Consider the following 14,520-nt stretch of genomic DNA (forward strand, 5'->3'; position numbering starts at 1 on the left):
GGAGTGCCCGTAGAAGGCATCCCGAAAGGCTTGCGACGCAATGCGCTTCATCCCTGAAACGCCGTCCGGTGAAACGTCGTCCGACGGTGTCCGTGAACAGCTCTTCACCCTCGGTGAGATTCCCGGCGTGCTGTGGACGCCGGAAGGCGCCGCCGGTGCCCGTCCCCTGATCCTGCTGGGGCACGGCGGCGGTCAGCACAAGAAGGCCCCGGACATCCTGGCCCGTGCACACCGCTTCGTGGCCGAGTGCGGTTTCGCGGCGGTGGCGGTCGATGTGCCCGGGCACGGCGACCGGCCACCGCACGAGGAGTACAACCGGATCGCCACCGAGAACCAGGCTCGTGTGGCGGCCGGAGCGGAACTGGCTCCGCTCATCGCCGAGTTCCAGGCGCTCGTGGCCCGCCGGACCGTCCCGGAATGGCAGGCGGTCCTGGACGCGGTCCAGCAGCTCGATCACGTCGGCGCCGGTCCGGTGGGCTACTGGGGGATCTCGCTGGGCTGCGGGCTCGGCGTTCCGTTCGTAGCCGCCGAACCCCGGGTCCGCGCGGCGGTGCTGGGACTGGGCGGTGCCTTGGCCTCGGCCGGGGCCGCCGCGCGGATCACCGTCCCGGTGGAGTTCCTGGTGCAGTGGGACGATGAGCGGGTGCCTCGCGACCAGAGCCTGGCGCTGTTCGACGCCTTGGCCTCGGCCGAGAAGACACTGCACGCCAACCCCGGCACACACGGGGAGATCCCGGCCTTCGAACTGGACAGCACGCTGAGGTTCTTCGCCCGGCATCTCGCCTGAGACCTCCGGCCCCTTGGGGAGGACCTGCCTCAGATGAGCCGGGCGTACTCGCGGAACTCCCAGTCGGTGACGTACCGCTGGAACCTGGCGAGCTCATCGCGCTTGAAGGTGAGGAAGGCGTCGACGAAGGGCTTGCCGAGCGCATCGGTGAGCTGGTCGTCGCCTTCCAGGGCGTCGAGGGCCTGGCCGAGGTCGGTCGGCAGCAGGGGGGCGGTGCCCCTGTCGCGGCCCTCTCCGGTCATCGGCGCCGGGGGTTCCTCGGCGGCGACGATGCCCAGATGGGCCGCGGCGAGCAGACCGGCGATGGCGAGATGGGGGTTGGCGGTGGCGTCGCCGAGGCGCGCCTCGAGGCGGGCGGCGCCGCCGCGCTCGGGCGGGACGCGCACCAGGGCGTTGCGGTTGTCCAGGCCCCAGTTGACCAGCCAGGGGGCCGTGGTGTCCGGGCCGAAGCGCTTGTACGAGTTGACGGTGGGGTTGAGGAGCGCGGAGAGCGCGGGGGCGTGGGCGAGCACTCCCGCCAGGGCATGGCGCGCCGAGGCGGACAGCCCGTAGGGCTCCCGGGGCGCGTCGAAGACGTTACGGCCGTCCGCGTCCACGAGGGACAGATGGACATGGAACCCCGAGCCGCCTCCGTCGTTGAACGGCTTGGCCATGAACGTGGCCGACCGGCCCTCCGCATGGGCGAGTTCCTTGATCGCGGCCTTGAAGCGGAAGGCCCGGTCCGCGGCGTCCAGCGCCTCCGAATGGCTGAGGTTGATCTCGAACTGGCCGCCGTCGAACTCCCGGTTGCCGCCGCTGACGTCGAGCCCGAGCGCGTGCAACGCCCGGAGGGTGCGCACGAGGTGCCCGTCCGGGTCGCCCTTGCGGCCGGTCGTATAGACATGGCCGGGGGCGGGGGCGTAGCGCCGCCAGCCGACGGGCGAGTCCGGGTCCGGGTCGAGCAGGACGTACTCCAGCTCCGGGCCCACGACCGCGGTCAGATCCGCGTCGAGCAGCCGGCCGATGACCTGGCGCAGCAGGTCCCGTGGCGATTCGGGCACGGGCAGCCCGGTGGCCGGGTCCCGGACGTCGCCGATGCACCAGGCCACGCCCGGTTCCCACGGCAGGGCGACGAGCGTGGTCAGGTCGGGGCGGACGAGGAAGTCCGGCATACCGGCTTCGAGGCCGCCGGGGATGTACGAGTGATCGCCCAGCGCCGCGGTGTGGTACACGGCCCGGCTGAAGGCGAGCCCGTGGCCGACCGCATGGGGCAGATGGTGCAGCAGGATGTCCCGGCCGCGGTCGGAGCCCATCATGTCGGGATAGGCGACACGTATGACGTCGATGCCCTCGGCCGCGAGCGCCTCGGTCCTCCGGTGGACCCGGTCGGCTGTCTCGGCGCTCAATGGTCACTCCCTGGAAGTGGGCCGGACGGTGTGCTCCGTTCCGGCCCCGTGCTCTGTCCTGGCCCCCGAGGGCGCCGGAATTATTTGATGCCAAACGAGGGAGCCACACGATACGAGGCGGCCGGGCCGTCCACAAGGGTTGCCGCGATCCGGCCTGAGCGCGGCCACCCGCAGGCCGGGACGCGGCCGTCGCCCGGCCCCGGGCGCCGCCGTCACCCCCAGCCCCGGGCGCCGCCGTCACCCAGCCCCGGGTGCGTTCGTCACCCGGCACCCGGCGCGGCCGTCGCCCGTCGCCCGGCACCCGGCGCTCCCGGGGCTACATTTGAGCGCGAACGAATCACCCGGCGGCCCAGGCCGCCCGAAGCCGAGGAGGATCCACCGTGCCCGGGCGCCGCCGATCCATCGCCGAGACCGAACAGGCCGTCCAGGAACGACTCGGCGGCTTCGAGTTGCAGCGCGAACAGATGGCCGCCATCGCGAACATCCACCGCGCCGCCGCGGCCGTCCGCCAGCACCTGGAGAACTCCGCGCTGCGCCCCCACGATCTGACCTGGACCGGCTTCGTGGTGCTGTGGGTGCTGTGGATCTGGGGCGAGGCCGAGACCTGGTCGGTCGCGGAAGAGGCGGGCATCTCCAAGGGGACGCTGACCGGGATCGCGCGCACCCTCGAGTCGCGCCACCTCGTGGCCCGGGCGTCCCACCCGGAGGACGGGCGGCGCGTGCTGCTCTCGCTCACCCCCGAGGGCGAGGAGCTCATGGAGCGCCTCTTCCCCGCGTTCAACGCCGAAGAGGCGTTCGTCGCCACGCCGCTGAGCGCCGAGGAGTGCCTGCGGCTCGCCAACGGGCTGCGCGCCATCGTGGCCCAGCTGGAGGAGCACGGCGAGGAGCGCCGACGGCAGCTGCTCGACGGAAGGGATCTCGCCCCGCGACGTTCGGGCCGCCGCTCGCGCCAGTGACCGCCCCGGGCACCTCCCTGGAGCGGCTCCCCCAGGGCCCCGGCCACCGAGGCGACCTTGACCCGGCCCCGTGGCACGCCTAGCTTGTTTGGGGCCAAACAAAATGGAGGACCGGGACATGCCCCAACGGCCGGACACAGCTGTGAGCGAGGCACGGATCGCCGGTGTCGCCGTCGACACCCGGCACTGGATCGACGGCCGGCGCGTGGCGTCCACCGACACCTTCCCCGATGTCTCGCCGATCGACGGCAGCACCTTCGCCCGGATCGCGCGCGGCGGCTCCGACGAGGCCGAGGCCGCCGTGGCCGCCGCCAAGGCCGCCTTCCCCGGCTGGGCCGCCACTCTCCCGGCCGAGCGCGCCCGCGTCCTCCACGCCATCGCAGACGGCGTGGAGGAGCGCCTCGAGGAGCTGGCGATCGTCGAGACCACCGACAACGGCGCGCTTCTGCGCTCGCACCGCCGGGGTGTCATACCGCGCGCCGCCCGCAACTTCCGCTTCTTCGCGGACTGGCTGCTGTCCCTGGGCCACGAGGACTTCACGACACCCACCGGCGGCCCCACCGACCCCGGCCACACCAACCACGTCAGCTGGGACCCGGCGGGCCCCTGTGTGCTGATCACTCCGTGGAACGCCCCGCTGATGCTGGCAACCTGGAAGGTCGCCCCGGCCCTGGCCGCCGGGAACACGGTGGTCCTCAAGCCCGCGGAGTGGTCCCCGCTGACCGCCTCGCTGCTCGCGGACATCGCGGCCGAGGCGGGGCTGCCGCCCGGTGTCCTCAATGTCGTCCAGGGCTATGGCTCCGAGATCGGCGACGATCTCACCTCCCACCCTGACGTCCGCCGGATCAGTTTCACCGGCTCGGTGCCGACCGCCCGGCGCATCGCCGCCTCGGCCGCCCGGAACCTGACCCCGCTGAGCCTCGAACTCGGCGGCAAGTCACCGCTGTTGGTCTTCGCGGACGCGGATCTGGAGCTGGCCGTCGACTTGGCCGTGGAGCAGTTCGACAACGCCGGGCAGGTGTGTCTGGCCGCCACCCGCCTCCTCGTCGAGGAGTCCATCGCGGACGAGTTCACCGACCGCCTCCTACGGAAGGCCGCCCGGCTGACGCAGGGCGATCCGCGTGAGGAGGCCACCGACATCGGGCCCACCATCCACCCCCGTCAGATCGAGAGGGTCGACGGTTTCGTACGGCGGGCGATCGCGGCCGGTGCCCGCGTGGTCTTCGGCGGCGGCTCCCACACCCGGCTCGGCGGTCTCTACTACCGGCCCACCCTCCTCACCGACGTCGCCCAGGACTCGGAGATCGTGCAGGAGGAGGTCTTCGGCCCGGTGCTGACCCTGCAGACCTTCGCGGACGAGGCGGAGGCGGTCCACCTCGCCAACGACACCCGCTACGGGCTGGCCGCCACCGTGGCCACCGGCGACCACCGGCGCGCCGAACGCGTCACCGCCCAGCTGGTGGCGGGCACGGTCTGGGTCAACTGCTTCTTCGTACGCGATCTGCGGGCGCCCTTCGGCGGCTCCCGCCTCTCCGGCGTCGGCCGCGAGGGCGGCACCTGGAGCTTCGACTTCTACTGCGATCTGAAGAACCGCGTGACCGCCAGAGAGGGATTCAGCGACCATGGGTGAGATCGTCGGGGCGGGTCTGCTCGCCCATGTCCCCACCATCGTGCTCCCCGAGGAAACCCGGCGCGAGCTCAACGAGGGCAAGGAGATCACCCTGGTCACCGGCCTCCGGCAGCTCCGCGAGGATGTCTTCGGACGCGATGACTACGACACCGTGGTCGTCCTGGACTCCCACTGGGCCACCACGGTCGAGTTCGTCGTGACGGCCCACTCGCGGCGTGCGGGGCTGTTCACCTCCGACGAGCTGCCACGGGGCATGTGCCGGATGCCGTACGACTTCCCCGGCGACCCCGGACTCGCCCACGCCGTCGCCCGGTTCGCCGGCGCGCACGGCACCTTCATCACCCCGATCGACGACCCCTTCCTGCCGATCCACTACGCCACCGTCAACCTCTGGAAGTTCCTGGGCGAGGGGCTGCCCGGCAAGCGGTGGATGACGATCGGGGTGTGCCAGACCGGCGACATGGAGGACCACTTCCGGCTGGGCCGGGCGCTCGCCGACGGCATCGCCGCCACCCCCGGCCGCCGTGTGCTCCTGATCGCCTCCGGCGCCCTCTCGCACACCTTCTGGCCGCTGCGCGAGATCCGGGACCACGAGGCCAGCGACCCGCGCCATGTCTTCACCCCCCAGGCGAGGGCGGCCGACGAGGAGCGCATCGCCTGGCTGAAGGAGGGCCGCCACGACAAGGTCCTCGACACCATGGACGAATTCCGGACCCACCGGCCCGAGGCGAACTTCTTCCACTATCTGATGATGGCCGGTGCCCTCGGCGAGCGGGGGTGCATGGCCCCGGCCCGCCAGTACGGCGCGTACGAGAACTCCGTCGGCACCGGCCAGGCCCACCTCTGGTTCGACCGGCCGGCCGACGGCTGGACCGGCACCGGCTCGGCCACATCCGCCACCACCCCGCCCAGCCCCGTCTGAGGAGAGCCGACATGCCCGAGTACCGCCGCATCCTCCTCGACGGCGCGGTCGTGGAGACCGTCCGCGAGGGCGACGAACTCCTCACCGGCGACGGCCGCCGCGTCGCGATCCACGAGGCACACCACCTGCCTCCCGTGGTCCCCTCCAAGGTGATCGCCGTCCACCTCAACCACCGCAGCCGCGTCGCCGAGTTCCAGGTCCGACTCCCCGCCGCCCCCACCTACTTCCACAAGCCGACCTCGGCCCTCAACTCCCACCGGGGCGCCGTCGTCCGCCCCGCGGGCTGCAAGTGGCTCAACTACGAGGGCGAGGTGGCCATCGTCATCGGGAAGACCACCCGGAACATCGCGCCCCGCCAGGCGGCGGAGCACATCGCCGGTTACACCATCGCCAACGACTACGGGCTGCACGACTTCCGGGACACCGACGCCGGTTCGATGCTCCGTGTGAAGGGGTCCGACACCCTGTGCCCGCTGGGGCCGGGGCTGGTCACCGACTGGGACTTCCGCGGCAAGTACCTGCGCACCTATGTCAACGGCCGGCCGGCGCAGGACGGATCCACCGACGAGATGGCGTGGGACATGCACTATCTCGTCGCCGACATCGCCCGCACCATCACCCTCCACCCCGGTGACGTCCTGCTCTCCGGGACCCCCGCCAACTCCCGCCCCGTACAGCCCGGCGACGTGGTCGATGTGGAGGTGGAGGGCCTGGGGCGGCTCACCAACCACATCGTCACCGGCCCGGCCCCGATCCGCGGCGATGTCGGAGCGCAGCCCACCGAGTCGGAGGAAGTCCTGTCCACCGCCCTCGGCGGAGACTGGGAGTTCCGCGGCATCCGCCCGCCCAAGCGGCCCTGACCGCACCAGCAGCCCTGAACAGAACCTCCGGCCCAACCAAGGAGTGGACCACATGGATCTGAATGCCTGGCTCGCCACGGCCGTGGCGTCCAACGCCGACTGGGTGAAGAGCTTCGGCCCCTACCAGGCCCATCCGGCGCTGGCGGTGGACGACGCCCGGTTCGCCGCCGCGTTCGAGGTCTTCACCGAGCGGCTCAAGGACAACTACCCGTTCTTCCACCCCCGTTACGCGGGCCAGATGCTCAAGCCACCGCATCCGGCGGCCGTCGTGGGCTACCTCACGGCAATGCTGATCAATCCCAACAACCACGCCCTGGACGGCGGTCCGGCCACCGCCGAGATGGAGCGGGAGGCCGTCCAGCAGCTCGCCACGATGTTCGGCTACGACACCCACCTCGGCCACCTGACCACCAGCGGCACCATCGCCAACCTCGAGGCGCTCTTCGTGGCGCGCGAACTGCACCCCGGCAAGGGCGTCGCCTACAGCACCGAGGCCCACTACACCCACGGCCGGATGTGCGGTGTCCTGGGGGTGGAGGGCCATCCGGTCCCGGTGGACGACCTCGGCCGGATCGATCTCGACGCGCTGGAGCGGGTCCTGCGGACCGGCCGCGTCGGCACCGTCGTGCTCACCGCGGGCACCACCGGGCTCGGAGCCGTCGAGCCGATCCACGAGGCGCTGGCGCTGCGCGAGCGCTACGGCGTGCGCATCCACGTCGACGCCGCCTACGGCGGCTTCTTCACCCTGCTGGCCGGGGCGCCGGGCCCGGAGGGCCTGCCCGAGGAGCCGTGGCGGGCCATCGCCGAGGCGGATTCCATCGTCGTGGACCCGCACAAGCACGGCCTCCAGCCGTACGGCTGCGGCGCCGTCCTGTTCCGCGACCCCTCGGTGGGCCGGTTCTATCTGCACGACTCGCCGTACACGTACTTCACCTCAGAGGAGCTGCACCTCGGCGAGATCAGCCTGGAGTGTTCCCGCGCGGGCGCGGCAGCCGCCGCGCTGTGGCTCACCTTCCAGCTGATACCGCCCACGCGGGAGGGGCTGGGGCAGTCGCTCGCGGCGGGCCGGCGGGCGGCGCTGCGCTGGGCCGAACTGATCGAGGGTTCGGAGCACCTGGAGCTGTACCAGGCCCCGGAGCTGGACATCGTCAGCTACTTCCCGGTGACCGAGGCCGCCACGCTGTCGCAGATCGACGCGGCCAGCAACCGCGTCCTGCGGGAGGGGATGACGGACAGCGACCCCGTCTTCGTGAGCACGCTCCGCGTCGGCGCCGATCGCCTCACGGCCCTCCATCCGAAGCTCGTCCGGGACGCCGACGGTGCCCGTGTCCTGCGGAGTGTGCTGATGAAGCCGGAGTCCGAGGGCTATGTCGACCAGCTCCACGAGCGTCTGGAGCGGCTCGCGCGTACGTGACGGCCGTCCCTCAACCCCTCAAGCCCATCCGCGTCAGGAGCGTGACGGCATGACCAGCGTCCGAGGCTACTTCCCGCCCAAGACCGCCACCGGCGCCGCGTCCCTCATCCCCTCCCCGCCGTGGCACTACTCCGGTGATCTGCTGACCATCGAGTACCGCACCGACCCGGCGCGGGTGCGTGAACTCCTGCCCGAGCCGCTGGAGCCCGCCGAGGACGATCCGGGGGCGGTCGCGCTGATCTGGGCCGACTGGCAGTCCTGCGCGGCCGGTGGACGGGAGCTGCTGGATCCGGTGCTCTCCCAGTACAAGGAGGCCTTCGCGGTCGTCCGCTGTATGTACCGGGGCCGGACGTACTCCCGCTGTGTCCACATCTGGGTCGACAAGGACTTCGCGATCGCCCGCGGCCTGCAGCAGGGCTATCCGAAGAAATTCGGCTCCATCCATCAGACCCGCCCCCATCCGTACGGGCCCGCCCCGCGCATCGAGCCCGGCGCCCGGTTCGGCGCGACCCTCGCCGCGGCCGACCGGCGCCTCGCCCAGGCCGTGGTGACCCTGCGCGAGCCCTCCGGGACCGGCGGCTTCGTCAACGGCCACCCAATGGCCCACCACCGCTGGCTGCCGTCGATCGAGAACGGCAAGGGCCTCGCCCTCGACGAGCTGATCGAGTCCGGCGCCGCGTCCTTCGAGGGCGGTCAGCCGTGGGTCGGCGACGCCGAGCTGGAGCTGTTCGACTCCCCCACCGAGGAGCTGGCCCGGCTGGAGGTCCGCGAGCCGATCGCCGCGTACTACCGCCAGGTCGGGGTGGTCTGGGACGGCGGCCGGCTGCTGGAGTCCGGCACCTCTGGGGCCCGGTAGCCGCACGCGGAAGGCCGGATGTCCCACATCCCATGGGGGACGGGGGCCGTACCCGGACCTGGTGCTGGAGGCGTTCCCGCGGACCAAGGCCGCCGAGGACGTGGCGCAGGTGGGCGTCCTCCTCCTCGGCGAGCCGCTGTCCGCGCTCGACGCCCGGCCGCGCTCCGGCATGCTCACCGAACTGGCCCGGCTGCACCGGAAGTTGCCCGAGGTGTCGATCCCGTACGTCACCCATGACCGGGTCGAGGCGCTCACCCTCGTGGACCGGATCGCGGTGGTGGACAAGGCTCGGCCGCCCCCACCGGCAAGCTGGCGCCCAAGGGCGACTAGGGCAAACTGCTCGTCGCCAATGGCGATGTCCAGATGAACCACGCCCAGTCGAAGTCCATGCCGAACCACGGCCTCTGGTTCCCGGCCCGCGAGCACGACAAGCCGACCGCCTTCGCCCTGCCCTACGCGGCCGGTCTGGTCACCAAGGCCTCGCACACGGCGAACGGCGGGAAGCTCTCGGCCACCGACAGCTGAGCCCACGCTCAGGCGGGACGGATCACATAGGTGGCGCCCGCGTTCGAGGTGAAGGCCGTTACCCCCGGCTCCGGCCGCGTGGTGGCGACGGGTGCGTCCCCGGAGGTCACCCGCACGTCCTTCGCCGTACGCAGCCGCGTCGGGCCTCCGGCCCGGGCGCTCAGCCGCGCCTCGCTCAGCGCACCGCCCCGCCAGCTGACGTCCACCTCGAAACCGCCCCGCGCCAGCAGGCCCCGCACGCTGCCGTCCGGCAGGTTCGGCGGGAGGGCGGGCAGCAGGTGCAGCTCGTCGTGCTGGCTCTGCAGCAGCCATTCGGTCACTCCGGCGCAGGCGCCGAAGTTGCCGTCGATCTGGAACGGCGGGTGCAGATCGAAGAGGTTGGGGGCGGTGCGCTCGGGGGTGAGCAGATCGGTGAGCAGCTTGTAGGAGCGGTCCCCCTCCTGGAGCCTCGCCCAGAAGTTGATCTTCCAGGCGAGCGACCACCCGGTCCCCGCGTCACCGCGCTGTACGAGGGTGGTGCGCGCCGCGGCGAACAGGTCCGGGGTGCGCGTGCGGCTGATCTGGTTGCTCGGATGCAGCCCGTACAGATGGGAGACATGGCGGTGCTGTTGCTCGGGGGCGCCCGCGTCCCAGTCCTGCTGCCACTCCTGGAGCTGGCCCCGCGCGCCGACCTTCATGGGGGCGAGCCGTCCGCGCGCGGCGAGCACCTGGTCCCGGAAGGCGGCGTCGGTGCCGAGGAGGTCGGCGGCCGAGGCCACCGCGCCGAACAGGTCGCGCAGCAGCTGCATGTCCATCGTCGGCCCGGCGCACAGCGAGCCGCCGCCCCCGCCGTGGTGGGCGTTCTCCGGGGAGACGGAGGGGCAGGTGACCAGTGCGCCCGTGGTCGGGTCGGTCACCAGCGCGTCGAGGAAGAACTGGGCGGCGCCCTTGAGGACGGGGTAGCGTGCCCGCAGTTTCGCCGTGTCGCGGGTGTACCGGTAGTGCTCCCAGATGGCCATGGACAGCCACGCGCCGCCCATCGGCCACATGCCCCAGAAGGCGCCGTCCACGGGCGCCGTGCCGCGCCAGGCGTCGGTGTTGTGGTGGGTCACCCAGCCGTTCGCGCCGTACTGGGTGCGCGCTGTCGACTGCCCGGCCACGGCAAGCTCGTCGAGCAGCGCGAAGACCGGCTCCCAGCACTCCAGGAGGTTGGCGGGGGCGGCCGGCCAGTAGTTCATCTCCGTATTGATGTTGATGGTGTACTTCGAGCCCCAGGGCGGGCTCGTCAGGTCGTTCCAGATGCCCTGGAGATTGGCCGGCTGGGTGCCGGGGCGGGACGCGGCGATGAGCAGATAGCGGCCGTACTGGAAGTGCAGCTCGATCAGTTGGGGGTCGCCGCCGGAGGCGAAACGGGCGACGCGCTCGTCGGTGGGCAGGGCCGCCGCGTCGCTGGTGCCCACGTCCAGCGAGGTACGGCGGAACAGCGCGCGGTGGTCCTCGAGATGGCGGCTGCGCAGCTGGCCGTACGGGCGGTTCGCCGCCGGGTTGAGGTCCCCCGCCGCCCGGCCCGCCGCGTCGCCATGGGCGTTCTCCCAGTTCACATAGGTGGTGCCGATGGCCACCAGGACGGTGGCCGCGTCGGCGCCCCGGACGGTGACGGTCCCGCCCGCGCTGGTGGTGGTGCCGCCCTCGGTGAGCACCCGCACCAGTGCGCGGAATCCCACCGCGCCGTCCACGCCGCCCGTGGCATCGCCGGTCCCGTCGAGCGCGGCGGTGAGCGGGTCGGGTGAGGACAGGGAGGTGTGCAGCGGGCTGTCGAACGTGGCGCCGAAGGACAGGGCGCCCTTCCTGGAGGCGGACAGCCGGACGACGATGACGCGGTCCGGAGCGCTGGCGAACGCCTCGCGGGTGTACGTCACACCGTCGCGGGTGTAGGTGGTGGTGGCGATCGCCGAGTCCAGGTCCAGCTCCCGCCGGTAGCCGGACACCGTGCCGCCCGTCGGCAGCTTCAGGAGCAGATTGCCGACGGTCTGGTACTGGGCCTGGCCGCCGGGCACACCGAGGAAGTCGGAGTTGATCAGCGTCTCGGCCTCGGGCCACTTGCCGTCGAAGACGAGCTGCCGGATGCGGGGCAGGGCGGCCAGCCCCTTGTGGTTGTCGTATTCGTGAGGACCGCCCGCCCAGACGGTGTCCGCGTTGAGCTGGAGCCGCTCGGTCTCGGTCCCCCCGAACACCATCGCACCGAGCCGCCCGTTGCCCAGCGGCAGGGCGCTCAGCCAGTCGGCGGCGGGCGCGCGGTACCACAGCGCCAGCGGCCGGTCCGCCGCCTGGTGGCCGCCGTGCTGCGCGGCGTGGGCGGACCCGGCGGGCAGGCCGGTGGCGGCGAGGCCCGTGGTGGTCGTGGCGGCGAGGGCCATGAACTGCCGGCGCGGGACGTCAGGGGTCACTTGGCCACGCCCATGGCGTAGGTGATCCCACCGAGGAGGTGCTGCCGGAAGGCGGGCTCGGCGTAGGACTCCTTGGTGTGGCCGAGTCCGGTGTAGAAGGCCCGGCCGCCCTTGTACGCCTGGTACCAGCTGATGGGGTGATCGCCGTTCATGGTGCCGCCGCTGTACGAGGACTCGTCCAGCGCGGCGAGCACGTGCACGGTGGCCGTACCGCGGGGGTTTGTACGGTAGTTGTACCACTCGTCGGTGCGGACCCAGGTGTTTCCGAGGTGGGCCGTCGCCGGGTGGGCGTGGTCCTCGACCTTCACCGTGGCCTGCTGGATCGCCGGGTGGGACTGGAACCAGGCACCGCACAGGCCGCCGTAGAACGGCCAGTCGTACTCGGTGTCGGCGGCGGCGTGCACCCCCACGTAGCCGCCGCCCGCCGCGATATACCCCTCGAAGGCCGTCTGCCGGCCCGTGTCGAGGACATCGCCGGTCGTGGACAGGAAGACCACGGCGGCGTAGCGCGCGAGGTTGTCGGGGGTGAAGGCGGTGGCGTCCTCGGTGGCGTCGACGGCGAACCCGGCCTGGGTGCCCAGTTGCCGTATGGCGGCGATGCCGTCGGGGATGGAGTCGTGACGGAAGCCCGCCGTCTTGGAGAACACCAGCACCCGGCCCGCCTTCGGCCGCCTGGGGACGGGCGCGGCCCACGCGGGCGCGTTCGCCGCGGTGATCAGGACGGCGCCGGCCGCGGCCTTCATCACGGAGCGGCGCCGGGCGGGGCCGGGGACGGGCAGGTCGGGACGTTTCCTGTGCACGGGGAACCTCCGGGGAGAAGTGTGATTCTCAAAGGGGGTTGGGCACAGCGCGCGCCGTCGCGCCTGGGGCGCCGCACGGATACGAGCCCCGGGGATATGACACAGGCTCTGAGGGGATGGGCCGCGTCCGTTGAGCGTAAGGGGACCGTACCGAGTCGGCCCCACTTTGCAAAGCCCGTTGACAAAATCCTGTGCCCGGTCATCCGTTCACCGTCTCGTGGGCGCGGGACGGCCCGCCAGCCGCGGGGTGAACGTGGCGTGGAAGATGGTCGACGCGGCGCCGACGGCGGCGGCCTCACGGCTGAGCACGGACCGTTCGACATCGACGCGGCGCAGCCGTCTGGCGGTCGGGAAGTCGTTGACGATACGGGAGATCTCGTCCGTGTAGAGGTCGGCGACCCCGTCGGTGAAGAACGGCCCGCCGAGCACGATCAGATCGATGTCCAGCAGGTCCACCAGGGACAGCGCTCCCCTGCCGATGGCCCCGGCCACGTGGCGCACGGCCTTCTCGGCCACCGGGTCACCGGCCCCCGCCGCCGCGCTCACCACCCGGTGGCCCTCGCGCGGATCGTGTGCGGCGCGCGGGCCCAGGGCCATGCCGAGCCGGACGGCCGTGCCGGGGACGGACACCGGCGGATTGCACTCGGGCAGGATCTCCGGTCTGCCGTCCGCGTCCACGCGTTCCAGGGCGACGGCGCACAGCTGGCCGAACTCCCCGGCGTTGGCGCTGACCCCCCGGTGGATGTCGCCGTTGAGGAACAGCCCGGCGCCGACCCCGGTGCCCAGGTACAGGTACACGAAGTCGCGGGCGCGCCGATTGCGTCCGATCCACCGCTCGCCGATGGCCGCGGCCGAGGAGTCCTTCTCCATGACGATGGGGCAGCGGAAGCGGTCCTTGAGCATGTACAGCAGCGGCACATCCCGCCACACCGACAGCAGCGGCGGATCGAGGACGGTACCGGAGGCCACGTCCACGGGGCCGGGGGTGGCCACGCCGATGCCGAGGAATCCGCCGGGCCGCACCGCGCCACCCGCGGCGTCCAGCACACCGCGGCCCAGCCGGGCGACGTGGTCGACGAGTTGGTCCGGGCTCGCGGTCTGCGCGACGGGTTCGGTACGGCTGCGCACGATGGCGCCGTCGAGGTCCACCACGACCGCCGTCAGCACCTCGGGATCGACATGGATGCCCAGCGCGTGCCCGGCGTCGCCGCGCAGCCGCACCGGGGTGCGCGGCTTGCCGGAGGTGGCCTGCCGCCGGTCGTCCTCCACCAGGATGCCGCGGCGCAGCAGCGAGCGGCAGATCCGGGAGACCGACTGCTGGGTGAGGCCGGTGCGGTGGGAGATCTCGCCGCGGGTGATGGTTCCGGCCAGCCGTACCGCCTCGATGACCACGCACTCGTTGAAGGAGCCGAGGTCGATCTGGTTGGCGCCGCCCCAGGACTCCCGGCGCTGGTCGCCACCGGCCCGGGAGGCACCCGCGAAGTGGGTGGCGATGGGCTCCCGGAGCCAGCGCACGGGTGGCCGCTCGCGGTCGGCGCCGGGCCGGTCCGCGTAAGCCCTGAGGGCGGCGGCCAGGTCGAGGTAGACCCGGTGCGAGGACTCCGGGTGCCGGGTGCAGTCCAGGCCGACCATGGCGCGGAGGAAGGTGCGCCAGGTGGTGCGCGCCGGAAGGGCGTGGTGGACCACTCCGGCGCGCCGCTCGGGCGGCGGCCCGCCCTTCCCGGTGTCCCACAGGGTGATGGCGTGCAGGGAGGCGCCCGGGTGGCGGCGCCGGGACTCGCCCAGATACCCGGCCAGCCGGTCCTGGCCACGCGGGGAATCCGGCGCCGGGGACGGCGGGACCTTCAGCGCGGCCTCCACGGCGGCGTCCACCGCGGCGATGACATCGGCGCCGGGTGAGCCGCCGCGGCGCCGCTCATGGGCGGCCGGGCGGGTGCCGACGAGCAGCAGCGCCCGGTG

General features: G+C 72.4%; 10 protein-coding genes and 3 pseudogenes. 9 read left to right on the forward strand and 4 right to left on the reverse strand.

All coding sequences use genetic code 11. The annotated features are described in order from the left end of the window. Window positions 1-40 precede the first annotated feature (40 nt). Window positions 41-787 (forward strand): dienelactone hydrolase family protein, encoded by a 747-nt coding sequence (locus GWI24_RS27805; protein WP_210948650.1) that lies wholly within the window; start codon window positions 41-43, stop codon window positions 785-787. A 29-nt stretch (window positions 788-816) separates the two neighbouring features. Here the strand turns inward: GWI24_RS27805 and GWI24_RS27810 are convergent, their stop codons facing one another. Next, window positions 817-2,172 (reverse strand): glutamine synthetase family protein, encoded by a 1,356-nt coding sequence (locus GWI24_RS27810; protein ID WP_210948651.1) that lies wholly within the window; start codon window positions 2,170-2,172, stop codon window positions 817-819. Window positions 2,173-2,552: 380 nt separating this feature from the next. Here GWI24_RS27810 and GWI24_RS27815 point away from each other — a divergent pair, with 380 nt between their 5' ends. From GWI24_RS27815 to GWI24_RS27850, 8 genes and pseudogenes are all read left to right on the forward strand, one after another. Beyond that, window positions 2,553-3,128: a MarR family winged helix-turn-helix transcriptional regulator gene (locus tag GWI24_RS27815; RefSeq protein ID WP_037965120.1), complete on the forward strand. Its 576-nt coding sequence runs from the start codon at window positions 2,553-2,555 to the stop codon at window positions 3,126-3,128. A 118-nt stretch (window positions 3,129-3,246) separates the two neighbouring features. Beyond that, window positions 3,247-4,758 carry an aldehyde dehydrogenase gene (locus GWI24_RS27820; protein WP_210948652.1) on the forward strand — a complete coding sequence of 504 codons (1,512 nt, stop codon included), beginning with the start codon at window positions 3,247-3,249 and terminating at the stop codon, window positions 4,756-4,758. After that, on the forward strand, window positions 4,751-5,680 hold the full coding sequence (locus tag GWI24_RS27825) for a 3,4-dihydroxyphenylacetate 2,3-dioxygenase (protein ID WP_210948653.1): 930 nt from the start codon (window positions 4,751-4,753) through the stop codon (window positions 5,678-5,680). Before GWI24_RS27820 ends, GWI24_RS27825 begins: the two co-directional genes overlap by 8 nt. Before the next feature lie 11 nt (window positions 5,681-5,691). Continuing rightward, the gene (locus GWI24_RS27830; protein WP_210948654.1) at window positions 5,692-6,540 is read left to right on the forward strand and encodes a fumarylacetoacetate hydrolase family protein; all 849 of its coding nucleotides are present in this window, start codon (window positions 5,692-5,694) and stop codon (window positions 6,538-6,540) included. A gap of 52 nt (window positions 6,541-6,592) precedes the next feature. Continuing rightward, entirely contained in the window at window positions 6,593-7,954 is a 1,362-nt protein-coding gene (locus tag GWI24_RS27835) for an aminotransferase class I/II-fold pyridoxal phosphate-dependent enzyme (RefSeq protein ID WP_210948655.1), read from the forward strand. Between the two features lie 49 nt (window positions 7,955-8,003). Continuing rightward, on the forward strand, window positions 8,004-8,810 hold the full coding sequence (locus GWI24_RS27840) for an acetoacetate decarboxylase family protein (protein ID WP_210948656.1): 807 nt from the start codon (window positions 8,004-8,006) through the stop codon (window positions 8,808-8,810). Between the two features lie 112 nt (window positions 8,811-8,922). Next, window positions 8,923-9,102 (forward strand): annotated as a pseudogene (locus GWI24_RS27845) (2-aminoethylphosphonate ABC transport system ATP-binding subunit PhnT); the annotation flags it as partial. Further along, window positions 9,096-9,317: pseudogene (locus tag GWI24_RS27850) on the forward strand (2-aminoethylphosphonate ABC transporter substrate-binding protein); the annotation flags it as partial. The pseudogenes GWI24_RS27845 and GWI24_RS27850, both read left to right, overlap by 7 nt. A 26-nt stretch (window positions 9,318-9,343) precedes the next feature. Here GWI24_RS27850 and GWI24_RS27855 read toward each other — a convergent pair. The 3 genes and pseudogenes from GWI24_RS27855 to GWI24_RS27865 all read right to left on the reverse strand — a co-directional run. Next, on the reverse strand, window positions 9,344-11,731 hold the full coding sequence (locus GWI24_RS27855; protein ID WP_247616981.1) for a glycoside hydrolase N-terminal domain-containing protein: 2,388 nt from the start codon (window positions 11,729-11,731) through the stop codon (window positions 9,344-9,346). Between the two features lie 29 nt (window positions 11,732-11,760). Beyond that, window positions 11,761-12,504, reverse strand: a pseudogene (locus GWI24_RS27860) (ThuA domain-containing protein); the annotation flags it as partial. Between the two features lie 264 nt (window positions 12,505-12,768). Then, window positions 12,769-14,520 (reverse strand): ROK family transcriptional regulator (locus tag GWI24_RS27865; RefSeq protein ID WP_210948658.1); only part of this gene is annotated, 1,752 nt, incomplete at its 5' end.

Source organism: Streptomyces sp. MK37H (genome assembly GCF_018035285.1).
Classification (GTDB): domain Bacteria; phylum Actinomycetota; class Actinomycetes; order Streptomycetales; family Streptomycetaceae; genus Streptomyces; species Streptomyces endocoffeicus.

What these genes read in the sequence shown, in the direction of transcription:
- GWI24_RS27805 (WP_210948650.1), top strand. Translation starts at nt 41, where the DNA reads ATGCGCTTCATCCCTGAAACGCCGTCCGGTGAAACGTCGTCCGACGGT.
- GWI24_RS27820 (WP_210948652.1), top strand. Translation starts at nt 3,247, where the DNA reads ATGCCCCAACGGCCGGACACAGCTGTGAGCGAGGCACGGATCGCCGGT.
- GWI24_RS27825 (WP_210948653.1), top strand. Translation starts at nt 4,751, where the DNA reads ATGGGTGAGATCGTCGGGGCGGGTCTGCTCGCCCATGTCCCCACCATC.
- GWI24_RS27830 (WP_210948654.1), top strand. Translation starts at nt 5,692, where the DNA reads ATGCCCGAGTACCGCCGCATCCTCCTCGACGGCGCGGTCGTGGAGACC.
- GWI24_RS27835 (WP_210948655.1), top strand. Translation starts at nt 6,593, where the DNA reads ATGGATCTGAATGCCTGGCTCGCCACGGCCGTGGCGTCCAACGCCGAC.
- GWI24_RS27840 (WP_210948656.1), top strand. Translation starts at nt 8,004, where the DNA reads ATGACCAGCGTCCGAGGCTACTTCCCGCCCAAGACCGCCACCGGCGCC.
- GWI24_RS27855 (WP_247616981.1), bottom strand. Translation starts at nt 11,731, where the DNA reads ATGGCCCTCGCCGCCACGACCACCACGGGCCTCGCCGCCACCGGCCTG.